Source organism: Ralstonia sp. NFACC01, assembly GCF_900115545.1.
In the GTDB taxonomy this organism is placed as follows: domain Bacteria; phylum Pseudomonadota; class Gammaproteobacteria; order Burkholderiales; family Burkholderiaceae; genus Ralstonia; species Ralstonia mojiangensis.
This window is the reverse complement of sequence record NZ_FOWV01000003.1, coordinates 201,656-217,457: the sequence shown is the minus strand read 5'-3', so window position 1 is coordinate 217,457 and position 15,802 is coordinate 201,656. Positions and strand designations below refer to the sequence as shown.

General features: G+C 64.0%; 19 protein-coding genes. 11 read left to right on the top strand and 8 right to left on the bottom strand.

Annotated features, from left to right (window positions below):
• Positions 1-55 precede the first annotated feature (55 nt).
• From BM136_RS08980 to BM136_RS08970, 3 genes are all read right to left on the bottom strand, one after another.
• Positions 56-469, bottom strand: a complete 414-nt coding sequence (locus BM136_RS08980; RefSeq protein WP_092971531.1) for a hypothetical protein — start codon at positions 467-469, stop codon at positions 56-58.
• A gap of 105 nt (positions 470-574) precedes the next feature.
• The gene (locus tag BM136_RS08975) at positions 575-1,588 is read right to left on the bottom strand and encodes an Hsp33 family molecular chaperone HslO (RefSeq protein ID WP_092971530.1); all 1,014 of its coding nucleotides are present in this window, start codon (positions 1,586-1,588) and stop codon (positions 575-577) included.
• The gene (locus BM136_RS08970; protein WP_004626140.1) at positions 1,585-2,112 is read right to left on the bottom strand and encodes a gamma carbonic anhydrase family protein; all 528 of its coding nucleotides are present in this window, start codon (positions 2,110-2,112) and stop codon (positions 1,585-1,587) included. The genes BM136_RS08975 and BM136_RS08970 overlap by 4 nt, the downstream gene beginning before the upstream one ends.
• 115 nt (positions 2,113-2,227) lie before the next feature.
• Between BM136_RS08970 and BM136_RS08965 the strand changes: the two genes are divergently transcribed.
• Together BM136_RS08965 and BM136_RS08960 are read left to right on the top strand one after the other, a co-directional pair.
• Entirely contained in the window at positions 2,228-3,070 is an 843-nt protein-coding gene (locus BM136_RS08965) for a ferritin-like domain-containing protein (protein ID WP_175537107.1), read from the top strand.
• 79 nt (positions 3,071-3,149) lie between these two features.
• Entirely contained in the window at positions 3,150-4,067 is a 918-nt protein-coding gene (locus tag BM136_RS08960) for an alpha/beta fold hydrolase (protein WP_092971528.1), read from the top strand.
• 9 nt (positions 4,068-4,076) lie between these two features.
• Here the strand turns inward: BM136_RS08960 and BM136_RS08955 are convergent, their stop codons facing one another.
• The 3 genes from BM136_RS08955 to BM136_RS08945 are packed head-to-tail and all read right to left on the bottom strand — an operon-like array spanning position 4,077 to position 6,097.
• Complete coding sequence (locus BM136_RS08955) at positions 4,077-4,466, bottom strand: thiol-disulfide oxidoreductase DCC family protein (RefSeq protein WP_092971527.1); 390 nt, start codon at positions 4,464-4,466, stop codon at positions 4,077-4,079.
• Complete coding sequence (locus tag BM136_RS08950) at positions 4,463-5,008, bottom strand: DUF4166 domain-containing protein (protein WP_092971526.1); 546 nt, start codon at positions 5,006-5,008, stop codon at positions 4,463-4,465. The genes BM136_RS08955 and BM136_RS08950 overlap by 4 nt, the downstream gene beginning before the upstream one ends.
• Before the next feature lie 9 nt (positions 5,009-5,017).
• Entirely contained in the window at positions 5,018-6,097 is a 1,080-nt protein-coding gene (locus BM136_RS08945; protein WP_092971877.1) for an NAD(P)/FAD-dependent oxidoreductase, read from the bottom strand.
• 150 nt (positions 6,098-6,247) lie between these two features.
• Between BM136_RS08945 and BM136_RS08940 the strand changes: the two genes are divergently transcribed.
• From BM136_RS08940 to BM136_RS08905, 8 genes are all read left to right on the top strand, one after another.
• A complete protein-coding gene (locus BM136_RS08940) occupies positions 6,248-7,108 on the top strand; it encodes a 3',5'-nucleoside bisphosphate phosphatase (protein ID WP_092971525.1) in 861 nt (286 codons plus the stop codon).
• Between the two features lie 13 nt (positions 7,109-7,121).
• On the top strand, positions 7,122-7,745 hold the full coding sequence (locus BM136_RS08935) for an L-threonylcarbamoyladenylate synthase (RefSeq protein ID WP_092971524.1): 624 nt from the start codon (positions 7,122-7,124) through the stop codon (positions 7,743-7,745).
• A gap of 66 nt (positions 7,746-7,811) precedes the next feature.
• Positions 7,812-8,477 carry a site-2 protease family protein gene (locus BM136_RS08930; RefSeq protein WP_092971523.1) on the top strand — a complete coding sequence of 222 codons (666 nt, stop codon included), beginning with the start codon at positions 7,812-7,814 and terminating at the stop codon, positions 8,475-8,477.
• A 21-nt stretch (positions 8,478-8,498) separates the two neighbouring features.
• On the top strand, positions 8,499-9,701 hold the full coding sequence (locus BM136_RS08925; protein WP_092971522.1) for a tryptophan--tRNA ligase: 1,203 nt from the start codon (positions 8,499-8,501) through the stop codon (positions 9,699-9,701).
• Between the two features lie 10 nt (positions 9,702-9,711).
• Positions 9,712-10,278 (top strand): class I SAM-dependent methyltransferase, encoded by a 567-nt coding sequence (locus tag BM136_RS08920; protein ID WP_092971521.1) that lies wholly within the window; start codon positions 9,712-9,714, stop codon positions 10,276-10,278.
• Positions 10,279-10,396: 118 nt separating this feature from the next.
• Positions 10,397-11,281 (top strand): 4-hydroxy-tetrahydrodipicolinate synthase, encoded by an 885-nt coding sequence (gene dapA, locus BM136_RS08915; protein ID WP_092971520.1) that lies wholly within the window; start codon positions 10,397-10,399, stop codon positions 11,279-11,281.
• Between the two features lie 71 nt (positions 11,282-11,352).
• A complete protein-coding gene (gene bamC / locus BM136_RS08910; protein ID WP_092971519.1) occupies positions 11,353-12,549 on the top strand; it encodes an outer membrane protein assembly factor BamC in 1,197 nt (398 codons plus the stop codon).
• 34 nt (positions 12,550-12,583) lie between these two features.
• Positions 12,584-13,369 carry an MBL fold metallo-hydrolase gene (locus BM136_RS08905; RefSeq protein WP_092971518.1) on the top strand — a complete coding sequence of 262 codons (786 nt, stop codon included), beginning with the start codon at positions 12,584-12,586 and terminating at the stop codon, positions 13,367-13,369.
• A 156-nt stretch (positions 13,370-13,525) separates the two neighbouring features.
• Here the strand turns inward: BM136_RS08905 and BM136_RS08900 are convergent, their stop codons facing one another.
• Together BM136_RS08900 and BM136_RS08895 are read right to left on the bottom strand one after the other, a co-directional pair.
• Positions 13,526-13,774 carry a hypothetical protein gene (locus BM136_RS08900; RefSeq protein WP_092971517.1) on the bottom strand — a complete coding sequence of 83 codons (249 nt, stop codon included), beginning with the start codon at positions 13,772-13,774 and terminating at the stop codon, positions 13,526-13,528.
• Positions 13,775-14,012: 238 nt separating this feature from the next.
• Positions 14,013-15,242: a ribosomal protein uL16 3-hydroxylase gene (locus BM136_RS08895; RefSeq protein ID WP_092971516.1), complete on the bottom strand. Its 1,230-nt coding sequence runs from the start codon at positions 15,240-15,242 to the stop codon at positions 14,013-14,015.
• 11 nt (positions 15,243-15,253) lie between these two features.
• Between BM136_RS08895 and BM136_RS08890 the strand changes: the two genes are divergently transcribed.
• Positions 15,254-15,781, top strand: a complete 528-nt coding sequence (locus BM136_RS08890) for an FKBP-type peptidyl-prolyl cis-trans isomerase (protein WP_092971515.1) — start codon at positions 15,254-15,256, stop codon at positions 15,779-15,781.
• Positions 15,782-15,802 lie beyond the last annotated feature (21 nt).

The window sequence follows — 15,802 nt, the reverse complement described above, 5'->3', positions numbered from 1 at the left end:
CTGTCGTGCGAACGCGTCCCGCAGACGCGCTCGTGTTGAAGGCAACTCCCCGGATTTACCAGTAGTACGGATAGCCCCAGACGGGTGCACCGTAGCTGACGCCCCAGCCCCCACGGTGGCGCCATCCGCTGCCGTAATACACCGAATAGCCTCCGTAGTACGGATACGGCGCGTAGTAGGGCGCGGCCGCATAAGCGCGCGCTTGGGCGTCACGCTGGATGGCCTGATCGGATTCGCGCAGCGCCTTGGCATTCAGCGCGTCCAGCTTCTTGCGCTCTTCTGGCGACAGCGGTGCCGGTGCCGCAGCCTGCGTATCGTCCGGCAGCCGGGCGGTGTAGGGTGTGCCGCCCGGGCCACGCGGTACCGCAACGCAGGCTGAAGCCAGCAGCGCCGCCCCGAGCGGCAAGGCCAGCGCGGCAGCGCGTGAAAGAATCAACGATCGTAGGGACGAAGTCGTGGGCTCGGACATGGTGCGTTCCGCAGCAGGCGGCAGATGAGGTAACTGGCGACTTAGAGCGTGGGCGGCCCTGATAAGTGCCGCGCGCCACGCGTACTTCATACTATGTCGCCGTGTTCAGTGGCGCTGGTCGGATGCTTCCTGAATGCCTTGTGCGACCGTCTCTTGGGCGAAGAGCTGTGCACAATCCACAGCATCGAAGCTGTAGTGCTGGCCGCAGAATTCGCAATCGATTTCCACCTTGCCGCATTCTTCCAGAATGCTGTCGACTTCGGGTTGGCCAAGCGTACGCAGCATGGAGCCCACGCGCAGCCGAGAGCACGAGCAGCGAAAACGCGGGCTCTGTGGCTCGAACATGCGGATGCCGGCCGATTCCATTTCTTCCCAATACAGGCGCTTGATGAGCGTGTCGATCGGCTGCTCGAGCAGTTCGTCGCGGCGCAGGGTCTTGCCGAGCTGGCAAACGCGTTCCCACGTGTCGAGGTCCTGCTCCTGCACGTCCTTGTGCAGCGGCTGGCCCGTTTCACCGACCTGCGCGGGGGCATGGCCGGTGCGGCCTTCCATTGCCCCGCCATATGAAGGCAGGCGCTGCAGCAGCATGCCCGAAGCGACCTTGTTGTCAGCAGCCAGCCACAGGCGCGTGTCCAGCTGCTCGGAGCTTTGCATGTAGTGCTCAAGCACCTCGGTAATGCTCGCGAGCGGTCCATTCTCGTCCGACAGCGGCACGATGCCCTGATACGGCTGCTGGCCGGGCAGCTTGTCCTGCGGATCGAGCGTGATGGCGAATCGTCCGTTGCCATGCACGTTGACCATGGCGGCCAGCGTGGCGTCGTCGGCAATCTCAGCGTCTTCGGCAATCTTGGCGGTGGCGCGCATCGACAGGTCGGAGTTGCACTCCACGACCAGCATGTGCACCGGGCCGTCGCCGTGCAGCTGCATGACGAGCGCGCCGTTGAACTTGAGGTTGGCCGACAGCAGCGCGGCGGCGGCCATCATCTCGCCCAGCAGAGTACTGACCGGGGCAGGGTAGCGGCGGCGGCCCAGCACCTCCTGCCACGTCCCTTCCAGGCGCACCAGTTCACCGCGCACGGGCGCGGCGTCGAATACAAATTTCTTCAGCTCGTCAGTCATCCATCGATCCGTTTCAGTTGCTGCTTGTACATCGCCTGGCGCACCGCATACGTTTCGGTGTTCAAGTGCATCTTGGCGATGTCGTCTTCCGTCAGTTTGCGCACAGCCTTGGCGGGCGCGCCCAGAATAAGCGTGCCGTCTTCGAAGACCTTGCCCTCGGTGACGATCGCACCCGCGCCCACCAGGCAGTTCTTGCCGATCACCGCGCGATTGAGCACCACCGCCTGAATGCCGATCAGCGAGCCTTCGCCGATCGTGCAGCCATGCAGCATGGCCTGGTGGCCGATCGTTACGCGGTCGCCGATGTTCAGCGGGCAGCCCGGATCGGTGTGCAGCACCGAGCCTTCCTGCACGTTGCTGGCCTCGCCCACGGTAATCGGCTCGTTGTCGCCGCGGATGACGGCGCCGGGCCATACGCTCGCGCGCGCTTTCAGCTCCACGCGGCCGATGACGGTCGCTTCCGGGGCCACATAGGCGTTTGCGTCAATGGTCGGGGCAACATCGCCGAGTTGGTAGAGGGCCATGCGATCGGTCTCCAGAATCTGCGTAAATGGGGGAAATGGGCGCGTCTTCAAGCTTGCCGAGCGAGGCAGGCCGATGCGTCGAATTAAAATGGCGGAAAGTCCAAATTGTACGCTGATGACCGCTCCGCAACCTCGCCACCCAACGCCCGCTGACACGCTCCGTCATGCAGCCCTTGCCGCGCTGTGTCTCACCGATCCGGCCAGCAAGGTGGACGCCACCCTTCGTCTGGGCGAGCGTGCCAAGGGCGTCGACGCCGCGCGCTGGGGCATTGACGAAGCCATTGCGGCACCGGAAGGCGGTGTGCCCGGGCGGCCGGAGGCCCCGGTGCTCGTGCCGCCTGCCGAGGTTCCGCGTCGCCGTGCGATCGATACGCCACGCGGTCGGGGCGCGCTGCTGCACGCGCTCGCGCACATCGAATTCAACGCCATCAATCTTGCGCTCGACGCCGTGTGGCGTTTTGCCGGCATGCCGGTGGCCTTCTATCAAGACTGGACGCGCGTGGCGGCGGAAGAGGCGACGCACTTTTCGCTGCTTTCCGCCCATCTGGCCACGCTGGATTGCCGCTACGGCGATCACCCCGCCCACGACGGCCTCTGGCAAATGACGGAGAAAACCGCCGCCGATCCGCTCGCGCGCATGGCGCTCGTGCCGCGCACGCTGGAGGCGCGCGGGCTCGATGCTTCGCCGCCGATCCGCGCCAAGCTCGCGCAGGCTGGCGATATGGCGGCTGCAGGCATCCTCGACATCATCCTGCGGGACGAGATTGGCCACGTCGCGGTCGGCAACCGGTGGTACCGCTGGCTCTGCGAGCGCGCAGGGCTGGACCCCGTGCCGACGTATCGCAAGCTGGCCGAACAATACGGTGCGCCGCGTTTGCGCGGGCCGTTCAACCTTGAAGCGCGGCGTCAGGCCGGTTTCGACGACGATGAGATTGCTGCGCTGGAAGCCTCGTTCTAAGCGCTACGGGGTTGTCCATCCGCCGCTATAATCGCCGGAAAAAGAACGATCGTTCGATTTCTATTCGGTGACGGAAACCATGGACTCCACCACACAGCCTGCCGCACGTCAGGCCTCCCGCTCGACCTATCTACCCGTGCGCGGCCTGCGCTACCACATCCGCGAATGGGGCGAGCCGGGGGCGCCCATCTTGTTCCTGTTTCACGGGTGGATGGATGTGTCGGCGTCGTTCCAGTTTCTGGTCGATGCGCTGCGCGAGCGCTGGCATATCGTGGCGCCGGATTGGCGCGGCTACGGCCAGACCGCCCGGCCCACCGAGGGGCCCGGCGTCGAGAGCTATTGGTTTGCCGATTACGTGGCCGATCTCGAAGCCATCATCGATCACTACCAGCCGGAGGGGCAGGTGACGCTGGTGGGGCACAGCCTGGGCGCCAACGTGGTTTGCCTGTACGCGGGTATCCGACCCGAGCGCGTGCGGCGCGTCGTGGATCTGGAGGGCTTCGGCATGTCGGCGTCGAAGGCATCGCAGGCGCCGCGCCGCTATGCGCGCTGGCTTGACGAGCTGAAGGACAAGCCGCGCCTCAACACCTACGCCACCGTTGACGACGTCGCCGCGCGCCTGCAGAAGACCAATCCTCGTCTGCCGGCCGACAAGGCGGCATTTCTGGCGCAGCACTGGTCGAGCCAGAATGCCGAGGGCCGCTGGGAGATTCTTGGCGACCCTGCGCACAAGATCATCAATCCGCAGCTTTATCGGCTGGATGAAGTGATGGAAATCTGGCGCCGTGTGGCCGCGCCCGTGCTGCACGTCGAGGCAGTCGAGTCGCCCACCTTGAAGGCCATCGCGGGCGATGTGCCGCTGGCCGAGTTCAAGACGCGCTTTGCGGCGTTTCCTGATTTCCGTGAGGTGCTGATTGCGGATGCGGGGCACATGCTGCACCACGATCAGCCGGAACAGGTGGCCGCGCTGATCGAAGAGTTCTGTTTGCAGCGCTGAGCGGCAGGGTCAATCGAGAAATCGCTGTGCCGCACCGGGCGGTGGAAGGATGCAAGTGTCTGACCGCCCAAACCACCGATAGCGATTGCGAGCAACACGGCGATACAACGCGTCGCGCAGCGTTGCCGGGACCAGCCAGCCGATCCATGCCAACCGCCACGGCCAGCCGAGCGCATGCAGGATGCGCAGGACGGCGGCGCTTTCACGCCATGCACGGCCGTCTCGCACGAAGAGCACGGTATCCACGTCATCCGGATTCACGCCAGCCTGGGCGAGCAGTTGCCGTCCGGTTGCGCCCTGCATAGATGCGAAACGCAGCACGCCTTGCCGATCATGTCGCAGCAGAAACTGGATGGACCCGCTGCACAGCAGGCAGTGCGCATCGTAGACAACGATCATTCGCGCCCCACCGTTGTCAGGTCGAGATAACCTCGATATGCCGCAACCACGCCCAGCAAGGGCACGCTGGCGCGTACGTTGAAGTGGAAGCGGTCACCCTTCCCGGATTCCTCTGCCAACACGGCCGGCCGCAGCCACGCTGGGCACGGGACACCGAGGAAGCGCAAACCTTCCAGGCGCATCCGCAACACGCCGTGCTCCGCCTCCAGCGCAAAGAACAGACGCGCCGCACCGAGCCGTTCCGTGATGCGCCCCTCATGCAGCGACAACGTTGAGCGCATCGTGTGGCGCGGGAAATGGCGCGTCCAGGTTTCTTCCATGGCAGCGGCGTCGAGCGTGACGCGAATCGGGCCGCGTGTCGATGTGCGCGGCGTGCGGATGCACCAAGCAAGCCCGCGTGCGAGGCGCGAGGCGGGCGGATCTGTTTCAACTTCACCGTGCAGCGTCACTGCGCCGGTCATTCGGTGGAACGTTTGCACCGCCGGCGCCAGTTGCGCGTATCGCGCGCCGAGCACGGTTTCGTAGAGCGATAGCGCGCGCATGCGGACGACCTACTCGGCAGCCACATGCAGCTTCGTCTGCAGCCCCGCGTCGTTGCTCGAATGCGTATGCACGAGCGTCTTGTCCGGATTCGCGTAGCGGTACGCACGGCGCAGCGCCATCGCCACCTCGTGGAAGCCCGACAGAATCAGCTTCTGCTTGTTCGGATACAGCGCGATGTCGCCCGCCGCGAACACGCCCGGGCGCGACGTCTCGTACGCCGTCGTTTCCACCGTGATGCGGCCCGCGCGCATCTCTACCCCCCAGTTGACAATCGGGCCCGGCTCGGAAACCAGACCATACAGCGCGATCAGTTCATCGCAGGGCAGAACGGTTTCGCCATCGCGCCCCCGGATGGCCGCGCCGGTGAGTGTGCCGTCGGGCGTGCTGTCCAGACGCGAAAGCATGCCCAGCACGAAATCCATTTCGCCGGCGGCGACGGCAGCGCGCATTTCTGCGACGCTCGCATCCGCTGCGCGGAAGCCCTCTCGCCGATGGACCAGCGTCACGCGTGCGGCCACTTTTCGCAGCGCGAGCGCCCAGTCGAGCGCGGAATCCCCGCCGCCGGCGATGATGACGCGCTTGCCCGCAAAGCGCGCAGTGTCGCGCACGGCATAGTGCAGATGGCGGCCCTCCAGCGCGGCCGCTTCAGGCAAAGCCACGCGCTGTGGGGTGAACGCGCCGTTGCCTGCCGTGATGAGTACGGCGGCGCAATCGAACACGTCGCCAGCGCTGGTGGTGACGCGAAAGCGCTGGCCGTGCTCGCTTTCCAGCGTTTCCACGGTTTCCGCGCGGCGACCGCAGAGAATGGGGTAGTTGAACGGCGCGCACTGGGCCATTAGCCGGTCGACGAGTTCCTGCGCCGTACACGAAACCAGCGCAGGGATGTCATAGATCGGTTTTTCCGGGTACAACTCCGTGCATTGGCCGCCCGGGCGGTCCAATGCATCCACCAGCACACACGACATGCCGAGCACGCCCGCCTGGAAGGCTGCAAATAGGCCCACGGGCCCCGCACCCACGACGAGCACGTCAATGCGTTGCTCCACGGGCTGAGGGAAATCGGTGGCGAATGTAGCGGCGGAAGTCATGGCAAAGCGTCGAGAACGAAACAATGCGGCCACTATAGCCTGCAGCAAGCGGCGCACCGCGAACACCGCCATGGGCAGTCGGGTCTTCCGAATGTCGTTCCTTGGCGGGGTGAGGCCCCCGGTTGCGCGCCGCAGCAGTAAAATGGCGGAATGCCAAACATCTCTGCCGCCTCCGCCCGAAATGCCGATCTGCACTGCCATTCCACGGTGTCAGACGGCATGCTTGCGCCGCAAGAAGTGGCCGCGCGCGCTGCCGCCCACGGTGTGACGCTCTGGGCGTTGACCGACCACGACGAAGTGGGTGGGCAGGCCGCCGCACGCGAAGCCGCAACGGCCTTGGGCATGGATTACCTCTCGGGCGTAGAGATTTCCGTGACCTGGGCGGGGCGCACGCTGCACATCGTCGGCCTGGGCATCGATCCGGACAACGCCGATCTGGTCCAGGGGCTGGAACGCACGCGCTCCGGCCGCTGCGCGCGCGCCGAAGACATCAGCGCTGCGCTTGCCAAGCTCGGCATCGAAGGCGCCTACGAGGGTGCGTTGGGCTACGCCGGCAATCCCGACATGGTCTCGCGCACCCATTTCGCCCGCTTCCTGGTCGAGCATGGCCACTGCCGCGACATCCATGAAGTGTTTGACCGCTACCTGGGTGACGGCAAGCCGGGCTACGTGCCGCATCGCTGGGCGCGCCTGGCCGACGCGATCAACTGGATCAAGGGCGCGGGCGGTGTCGCGGTGATGGCGCATCCTGGGCGTTACACGCTGTCGCTGGTCGAGCACAGCGCGCTGTTTGATGAATTCAAAGCGCTAGGGGGCGAGGGCGTCGAGGTCGTCACCGGCAGCCATACGCCCGACCAATATGCGTTGTACGCCGACGTGGCCCGCCGTTACGGTCTGCTGGCGTCACGCGGTTCAGACTTCCACGGCCCGGGCGAGGGCCGCGTCGAACTCGGCACGCTGCCGCCGCTGCCCGACAACCTGACGCCGGTGTGGAGCCGGTGGATGTCCTGATCACGCGGCGGCCATGTCCCAGTTCTTCCAAATTCACCCGACCACCCCGCAAGGACGCTTGATTCGCCAGGCCGCGGAGATCATCCGAGCCGGCGGCTTGGTCGCGCTGCCCACCGATTCCTGCTACGCGCTCGCCTGCCATCTGGACGACAAATCGGCCGTCGAGCGCCTGCGCCGCGTGCGCGGCATCGACGAAAAGCACCACCTCACGCTGATGTGCCGCGACCTTTCCGAGCTGGCCACGTTTGCGCGCGTCGACAACAAGCAGTACCGCGTGCTGAAGGCGGCGACGCCGGGGCCGTTCGTCTTCCTGCTGGAGGCGACCAAGGAGGTGCCGCGCCGGCTCTCGCACCCGTCGCGCAAGACAATTGGCCTGCGCGTACCGGAACACGCGATTCCCCTCGCGCTGATGGCCGAACTGGGTGAGCCGCTGCTCTCGGCCACGCTGCAGCTGCCCGGCGACGACGAACCGCTCAACGAGGCAGAGGCCATTCGGGATCGGCTTGAAAAGCAGCTCGAACTCGTCATCGACGGCGGCCCGGCCCCGGCAGAACCGACTACGGTCATTGACTTGACGAGCGGCGAGCCTGAACTCGTGCGCCAGGGCCGGGGTGATTCGGCCCGCGTGGGCCTGTAGGCGAGGCCTTGGCGCGCGCTTCGGTGGCGCCGTGCCGTGGCGCGCGCTTGCTACAATAGCCCGCCTATGGACCCCACACTGATCCAAAACATCGCGGTTTACGCGATTCCCGTGCTGTTTGCCATCACGCTGCATGAGGCGGCGCATGGCTATGTCGCCAAGCATTTCGGCGACGATACGGCCTATGTCATGGGCCGCATCAGCATTAATCCGCTGCGGCACATCGATCCCATCGGCACGATTGCGATGCCGTTGCTGCTCTATTTCGCAACAAAAGGCGCTTTCGTGTTCGGCTATGCCAAGCCTGTGCCGGTGCGCTTCGGCCGTCTACGCGATCCGCGCTGGCATGGCATGTGGGTGGCCCTGGCGGGGCCGGCCACCAACTTTGTCCAGGCGATCTTCTGGGGCGTGCTGGCAGTTGTGTTCGCGATGGGCGGGGTGAACGAGCCGTTCCTGATTGGCATGGCTCGCGCTGGCATTCTCGTCAATATGGTGATGGCGGCGTTCAACATGTTTCCGCTGCCCCCGCTCGATGGCGGGCGCGTGCTGGCAGCACTCCTGCCGCCTCGGATGGCGCTTGGCCTGTCGCGCATCGAACCGTTCGGTTTTTTCATCGTGATGGCGTTGATCATTTCCAACGTCATCACCAATGTCTGGATGCGCCCAATCATGGCGCTGCTGTTTCAACTGCTGCAGTGGATTCTGAGCCCGCTGCAGATGCTGTTTTCCTGAGTCTTCAACTCCATTTCCCACATGTTTCCTGACCGCGTTCTCTCCGGCATGCGTCCGACCGGTGCTCTGCACCTGGGGCATTACCACGGCGTCCTGAAAAACTGGGTCCGGCTGCAAGCCGAATACCCGTGCTTCTTCTTCGTCGCCGATTGGCATGCGCTGACCACGCACTACGAGTCGCCCGAGGTGATCGCGGAATCGGTGTGGGAAATGTTGATCGACTGGCTTGCTGCCGGCGTCGATCCGACACAGGCCACGCTGTTCATCCAGAGCCGTGTGCCCGAGCACGCCGAGCTGTTCCTCCTGCTCTCGATGGGCACGCCGCTGGGCTGGCTTGAGCGCGTGCCGACATACAAGGATCAAATCGAGAAGCTCAAGGAGAAGGACCTTTCCACCTACGGCTTCCTCGGCTACCCGCTGCTGCAGGCCGCCGACATCTTGATCTACCGCGCCGGTTTTGTCCCGGTGGGCGAAGACCAAGTGCCGCACGTCGAGATGACGCGCGAAGTTGCCCGCCGCTTCAACTACCTCTATGGCCGCGAGCTGGGCTTCGAGGAGAAAGCGCTGGAAGCGGCCAAGAAGCTCGGCGGCAAGCGCGCCAAGCTGTATCTGGAACTGCGCACCGCGTACCAGGAGCGTGGCGAAGACGAGGCTCTGGAGCAGGCGCGCGCGCTGTTGGCCGAGTCGCAGAGCCTTTCAATGGGCGACCGCGAACGCCTGTTCGGCTACCTGGAAGGTGCCCGCAAGATCATCCTGCCTGAGCCGCAGGTGCTGCTGACCGAGGCTTCCCGCATGCCGGGTCTCGACGGCCAGAAGATGTCCAAGTCGTACGGCAACACGATCCGCATGCGCGAGGACAAGGAAACCGTCGAGAAAAAGGTCCGCACCATGCCGACCGACCCGGCCCGCGTGCGCCGCACTGATCCGGGCGACCCGGACAAGTGCCCGGTCTGGCAATTGCACCAGGTCTACTCCGACGCCGACACGAAAGAATGGGTGCAGAAGGGCTGCCGCAGCGCCGGCATCGGCTGCCTGGAGTGCAAGCAACCCGTGATCGAGGGCATTCTGCGCGAACAGCAGCCGATGCTCGAACGCGCGCAGAAATACATGGACGATCCGTCCCTGCTGCGCGCCATCATCGCCGATGGCTGCGACAACGCTCGCAAGGTCACGCAAGAGACCATGCGGGAGGTGCGCGAGGCGATGGGTCTGACGTATAGCTGATGGGCCGGTGATGTCTGCTGTCGCATTGGATCCGCACACGCTGGCTGCGCCATCGCCGTGGGTGGCGCGTTGGGCGGCTGAACTGCCTGCCGGCACCTCCGTTCTGGATGTGGCTTGCGGCAGCGGCCGCCACGTACGTTGGCTCGCTGCACGCGGCCTGCAGGTGACGGGCATCGACCGCGATACGGCGGCGCTTTCGGGCCTGGCGGGCATCGCCCAAACCATCGTCGCCGACATCGAAGGGAACCCGTGGCCGTTGCCCGCCGGTGCCACTTTCGATGCCGTCGTCGTCACGAATTACTTGCACCGACCGCTCTGGCCGCGCTTGCTGGCGGCCGTCGCGCCGGGCGGCCGCCTGATCTACGAAACCTTTGCCGTCGGAAACGAAACCGTCGGGAAGCCGTCCAATCCTGCGTTCCTGCTGGCGCCCGGCGAACTGCTCGACGCCGTGCGCGGCCAGTTGCGGGTAATTGGCTACGAGGATGGCTTTCTCGAGTCACCCCGAGAAGCTTACATGCAGCGGGTTTGCGCAGTTCGAGAACCTGCTGGGACGGTTGCGCCGCGCTACGCACTTTGAAGTTGCTGAGGACGGCGGCTTACCCGTCTCTTGGCGGGTCTCAGATGTGGCGAATCCGTTCTGACGATCCGGTACAATCCGACTGTTTACGTTCACGCTTTTGTCTGCTTTCGAAACCATGATCCAGATTTCCGGCAGTCTCGTCGCCATCGTCACGCCCATGCACGAGGACGGCAGCCTTGATTTTCCGTCCCTGCGCAAGCTCATCGATTGGCACATCGCCGAAGGCACCGACGGCATCGTGATCGTCGGCACCAGCGGTGAATCGCCGACGGTGTCGGTCGAAGAGCACCGTGAGTTGATCCGCGTGGCGGTCGAGCAGGCCAACAAGCGCGTCCCCATCATTGCAGGCACCGGCGGCAACTCCACAACTGAGGCGGTCGAGCTGACGGCCTACGCAAAGCAGGTCGGCGCAGATGCCTCCCTGCAGGTCGTGCCGTACTACAACAAGCCGACGCAGGAAGGGATGTACCTGCACTTCCGCAAGGTGGCCGAGTCGGTTGATCTGCCTGTCATCCTGTACAACGTGCCGGGCCGCACGGTGGCCGATATGACGGTCGAAACCATGCTGCGTTTGGCCGAAGTGCCGGGCATCATCGGCGTGAAGGAAGCCACCGGCAACATTGACCGCGCCGCACACCTCATCAAGGGCGCTCCGGACTCGTTCAAGATTTACAGCGGGGATGACCCGACGGCCATTGCGCTGATGCTGCTGGGGGGCCACGGGAACATTTCCGTGACGGCCAACGTAGCGCCGCGCGCCATGCACGAGCTGTGCGTGGCCGCCATGCGCGGCGACGTGGAAACGGCTCGCCGTATTCATATGCAACTGCTGTCGGTGCACAAGAATCTGTTCGTGGAGTCGAACCCGATTCCCGTCAAGTGGGCGCTCCAGGCCATGGGCAAGATGGAAGGCGGCATTCGCCTGCCGTTGACGCCGCTGGCATCCCAGTATCACGAGGTTGTGCGCGCATCCCTGAAGGATGCCGGGCTGCTCTCCTGATTGTTTCAAGGTCCCCTCCAGACGCTTCTGGGCCCTTAAGCCATCGTTCTCATCTGAAGGATCGCAAGTCAATGAAACTGCACCAAACCCGTCGCGGGGCTGTGGCGACGTCCGCTCAACTGTTGCTGGCCGCGCTGTCGGTTGCCCTGATTTCCGGTTGCGATACCGTCAATGAGGTGATGCAGCCGGACCGCATCGATTACAAATCGCAGGCAAAGAAAGGCCCGACGCTTGAAGTCCCGCCCGACCTGACCGGCATCCAGGCTGACCGCCGCTATGCCGCGCCTGATACGGGCACGACCACGCTCTCGGCCTACACGTCGACTGCGCCCAAGGTCACGACGCCTGGTTCGGGCACCGACAATGTGCTGCCCGCCGTGTCTGACATGCGCATCGAGCGCGATGGCAATCAGCGCTGGCTGGTCGTGAAGACCACGCCGGACGCCCTGTGGCCGCAATTGCGCACGTTCTGGCAAGAACTCGGCTTCCTGCTGGTGATCGACTCGCCCGAGACCGGCATCATGGAAACCGATTGGGCGGAGAACCGGGCGAAGATTCCGCAGGACATCATCCGCCGCACTGTCGGCAAGGTGTTCGATGGCCTGTACTCGACGTCGGAGCGCGACAAATTCCGCACCCGCATTGAGAAGGGTCCGAATGGTTCGGTCGAGGTCTACATCTCGCACCGCGGCGCCCAGGAACAACTGGTCGGTTCGTCCAAGGACCAGACCGTGTGGACTCCGCGTCCGGCCGATCCGGAACTCGAAGCCGAATTCCTCTCGCGCCTGATGCAGCGTCTGGGCGCCAGCAAGGAAGCTGCGCAGCAGAAGCTTGCGCAAACACAGGCTGCGCACCCGGTGCAAGACGGCACGAAGGCTGAACCGGCGCCGCGTACCGGCCCGTCGTTGCTGACGCAATCGAATGGCCAGCCGGTCCTGCAGGTGCCGGAGCCCTTCGATCGCGCTTGGCGTACCGTGGGCTTGGCACTGGACCGCGTGAACTTCACCGTGGATGATCGCGACCGCTCGCAAGGCGTGTACTTCGTCCGCTATGCTGATACGCGTGCTGAAGCCAACGCACCGGGCTTCTTCTCGCGCCTGTTCTCGGGCACGAAGATCGAAGACCTCAAACGCGCCAAGCGTTACCGCGTAGTTGTGAAGGACGCGGGCACGTCGTCGACGGTTCTGGTGCAGAACGACGATGGCTCGGCGCAGACCGGCGACATCGGCAAGCGCATCCTGTCGCTGCTCGACGAGCAACTGCGGTAATCGGCATCATGGAGTACGGCTGCCTGGGTGGGCGATGACACTGAGATTCGCCAGCCTTGGCAGTGGCAGTGAAGGGAATGCGCTGCTCGTCGAATCCTCGAGCGGAGCGACGTGCACGCGCATTCTTCTGGATTGCGGGTTTGGTATCCGCGAGACCGTTCAGCGGCTCGAACGCTTGGGCTGTACGCCGGAATCCCTCGACGCCATCCTCGTCACGCACGAGCATAGCGATCACGTTGGCAGCGCCTATGCGGTTGCCACCAAATTCAATATCCCCGTCTGGACCAGCCACGGCACGTATCGCGCCACGGAAAACCTGCGCGGTGCCGACCGGGCGGCAGTGCGTTTCTGCCGCGCTGACGATATGTTCTGTGTCGGCGATCTGCAGATATTGCCGTACACCGTGCCGCACGACGCGCGCGAGCCGCTGCAGTTTGTTTTCAATGACGGTGCGAGGCGCTTGGGTGTGCTGACCGATGCCGGCATGTCGACGGAATACCTCTGCACCCGTCTAGTGGGCATGCACGCCCTCGTACTCGAATGCAACCACGACCGCGAGATGCTGGCCAATTCAGCCTATCCGTGGTCATTGAAGCGTCGTATCGGTGGAGATTTTGGCCACCTGGCCAATGACATCGCCGCCGCGATCCTCACGCGCGTGCGCCACGACGCGTTGCATACGGTGGTGGCTGCGCATCTGTCCAAGCAGAACAACACGCCGTTATTGGCTGCTGAGGCGATCGCCGTGCCCCTGGGAGCTAGTGTGGAAGACGTGCCGATCGCGGATCAGGAAGAGGGGCTGCTCTGGCGCACCGTTTGAGGGCGCTAGGTTCGATCGAAACGGCTTGTAAGATTCAGAAACAACTTTGAATGGCGGATGGGCCACGGAGTTGCAGCCAGAATGCTCCAGCGCCAGATTGCGCCCATGAAAAAAGCCGACCCGGAGGTCGGCTTTTTTGTCTCGCGAGAAGCGCGATTATTGCTTAGCAGCCGGAGCCGAAGCGTCAGCAGCCGGAGCCGATGCAGCAGCGTCCGAGGCAGCCGGAGCAGCAGCGTCCGAAGCAGCCGGGGCGGCCGGAGCAGCAGCGTCCGAAGCAGCCGGAGCAGCAGCGGCCGGAGCCGACGCTTCCGGAGCGGCGGCCGGAGCAGCAGCTTCTTCCTTCTTACCGCAAGCAGCCAGAGCCACAGCAGCCATCAGCGAGGCGATCAGGAGAGACTTTTTCATTTTTTCGATCCTTAAACTGAATATGGAAAGCGGACAACAGAAAGGCGATGAATAATTACCGGTAATTATCGCTCAGGTACTACACCTTCTTCTATGCTGGCAGCCAAGTCGCACGAGGGCTGCTCGGCCTGCAAGCTAGCGTCGGATTATAGCGAGCTTTACCTACCCTGTGTAGCGGAGTCGGGGCTGACGCACGTGCGATTCAGACGCTTTTGTAACGATCTGTTTCAGCGCGGAATTATCGCTGCGCGGGGCCGGCCAGCCTAAGCCAGCCTTCTTCGTACCATGCATGCAGCGTATCCATCAGATCCGGTAAGCCGGCCGCCGCATCAATAGAAGCACCGCTGACACGACGTGCGTCTGCCAACGCGGAGAGCCACGCAAGCAGCGTTCCCGAAGGCTCGAACGTATCACCGTTGATCCAGAAGTGGTGCGCGTCATACAGTGCCTGCGTGCGGGCGTCGAGCACGATGCCTTCCTTGCGCGCCCGGGCTGTGAAGCGGGCGAGCGGCAAACGGGGCTGCGTGACGAAGTCGACGTGATCCTTTGGCTCGGAAAGGTACGCGCCGAGGAATTCACCGACGAGTTCGGGCGTCCAGCGCAATGCGTTGAGCTTCTGGGCAAGCGCCTTGACCATGGCAGCCGGCAGTTCGCCGGGGCGGGCCGTGGGTTTCTGTTCGGGGTCGGCGTAACGGCCTTCGAAGTTGGGATCGTCTTCCAGCGTTTGCGACAGGAAGCCCAAGAAGTGGCCGGCCAGCTCGCGGTACGAGGGTGAGCGGAAACCAATCGAGTACGTCATGCAGTCGCCCTCGGCCACGCCATCGTGCGCGTAGTGCGGGGGCAGATACAGCATGTCGCCGGGCTCGAGCACAAATTCCTCTTCCGGCTGGAAGTTGGCCAGGATTTTGAGCGGTAGATCGGGGACGAGTGTGAGATCGTCCTGGGCGGAAATGCGCCAGCGGCGTTTGCCGTGGGCCTGCAGCAGGAACACGTCGTACGAATCGAAGTGCGGGCCGACGCCGCCGCCGTCGGTGGCGAAGCTGATCATCACGTCATCGAGCCGCGCGTCGGGAATGAATCGGAAACGCTGCATGAGCGCCTCGACTGCCGGCTCGACGAGGTTTGCGCCTTGCACGAGCACCGACCAGTTGCGCGTCTTGCGGGAAGGCAGCGGACGTTCGTCAAAGGGGCCGTGGTTGAACGACCAGCGCCCGCGCGATTGCGCAATCAGGCGGGACTCGACGTCGGGACGCGCAGCCAGGGCAAGTACACGTTCTGGTGATAGTGGAAAGTGCAGTGCACGCATCTCTTCCGGAGGGAGTGCTTGCCGGATCAGCAGAGGCTTTTTCTGCCAGTGCGTGCGCATGAAATCGCGCGGCGAAAGCCCGCCCAGGAGTTGCGCCGGACGCTCTATCGGAAGGGCGGGTTGGACGCCGCCATCGGCAGCGTATAATGGGACTTCGTTCATGGAGTGCGCAATTGAAAATCGCGAAGAATACGGTGGTGTCGGTGGCTTACAAACTGTCCGACGCGCAGGGCAACGTCATCGAGGAATCCGATGAGCCGATGGTGTATTTGCACGGCGGCTATGATGGCACGTTCCCCAAGATCGAGGAAGCGCTGGACGGCCAGGAGCAAGGCTTCGAGACAAAACTGCAGCTTGAGCCGGATGACGCCTTCGGTGACTACGATCAAGAACTGATCAAGATCGAGCCGCGTGATCGCTTTCCGGAGCCGCTCGAAGTTGGCATGCAGTTCGAAGGCGTGCCCGAAGATGGCGACGAGGAAGATGCCATCGTCTACACCGTCACCGACGTGGCGGAAGACAAGGTTGTGCTGGACGGCAATCACCCGCTGGCCGGCATGGCACTGCGCTTCGAGCTGCGGGTCACTGAAGTTCGCGAAGCTACGGCTGAAGAAATCGAGCACGGCCACGTGCACGGTGAAAACGGCCTCGAAGTCGTGGACGAAGATGAAGACGACGACAAGCCGCACACGCTGCACTGATCGGCAAGTCCATCGAGATGC

Excerpts from the sequence above, each read along its gene's own strand:
- BM136_RS08920 (WP_092971521.1), top strand. The coding sequence starts at position 9,712 with ATGTCTGCTGTCGCATTGGATCCGCACACGCTGGCTGCGCCATCGCCG.
- BM136_RS08965 (WP_175537107.1), top strand. The coding sequence starts at position 2,228 with ATGACCGCTCCGCAACCTCGCCACCCAACGCCCGCTGACACGCTCCGT.
- BM136_RS08970 (WP_004626140.1), bottom strand. The coding sequence starts at position 2,112 with ATGGCCCTCTACCAACTCGGCGATGTTGCCCCGACCATTGACGCAAAC.
- BM136_RS08975 (WP_092971530.1), bottom strand. The coding sequence starts at position 1,588 with ATGACTGACGAGCTGAAGAAATTTGTATTCGACGCCGCGCCCGTGCGC.
- BM136_RS08900 (WP_092971517.1), bottom strand. The coding sequence starts at position 13,774 with ATGAAAAAGTCTCTCCTGATCGCCTCGCTGATGGCTGCTGTGGCTCTG.
- BM136_RS08925 (WP_092971522.1), top strand. The coding sequence starts at position 8,499 with ATGTTTCCTGACCGCGTTCTCTCCGGCATGCGTCCGACCGGTGCTCTG.
- BM136_RS08930 (WP_092971523.1), top strand. The coding sequence starts at position 7,812 with ATGGACCCCACACTGATCCAAAACATCGCGGTTTACGCGATTCCCGTG.
- BM136_RS08960 (WP_092971528.1), top strand. The coding sequence starts at position 3,150 with ATGGACTCCACCACACAGCCTGCCGCACGTCAGGCCTCCCGCTCGACC.
- BM136_RS08895 (WP_092971516.1), bottom strand. The coding sequence starts at position 15,242 with ATGAACGAAGTCCCATTATACGCTGCCGATGGCGGCGTCCAACCCGCC.
- BM136_RS08905 (WP_092971518.1), top strand. The coding sequence starts at position 12,584 with ATGACACTGAGATTCGCCAGCCTTGGCAGTGGCAGTGAAGGGAATGCG.
- BM136_RS08980 (WP_092971531.1), bottom strand. The coding sequence starts at position 469 with ATGTCCGAGCCCACGACTTCGTCCCTACGATCGTTGATTCTTTCACGC.
- BM136_RS08940 (WP_092971525.1), top strand. The coding sequence starts at position 6,248 with ATGCCAAACATCTCTGCCGCCTCCGCCCGAAATGCCGATCTGCACTGC.
- BM136_RS08935 (WP_092971524.1), top strand. The coding sequence starts at position 7,122 with ATGTCCCAGTTCTTCCAAATTCACCCGACCACCCCGCAAGGACGCTTG.
- bamC (WP_092971519.1), top strand. The coding sequence starts at position 11,353 with ATGAAACTGCACCAAACCCGTCGCGGGGCTGTGGCGACGTCCGCTCAA.
- dapA (WP_092971520.1), top strand. The coding sequence starts at position 10,397 with ATGATCCAGATTTCCGGCAGTCTCGTCGCCATCGTCACGCCCATGCAC.
- BM136_RS08945 (WP_092971877.1), bottom strand. The coding sequence starts at position 6,097 with ATGACTTCCGCCGCTACATTCGCCACCGATTTCCCTCAGCCCGTGGAG.
- BM136_RS08950 (WP_092971526.1), bottom strand. The coding sequence starts at position 5,008 with ATGCGCGCGCTATCGCTCTACGAAACCGTGCTCGGCGCGCGATACGCG.
- BM136_RS08955 (WP_092971527.1), bottom strand. The coding sequence starts at position 4,466 with ATGATCGTTGTCTACGATGCGCACTGCCTGCTGTGCAGCGGGTCCATC.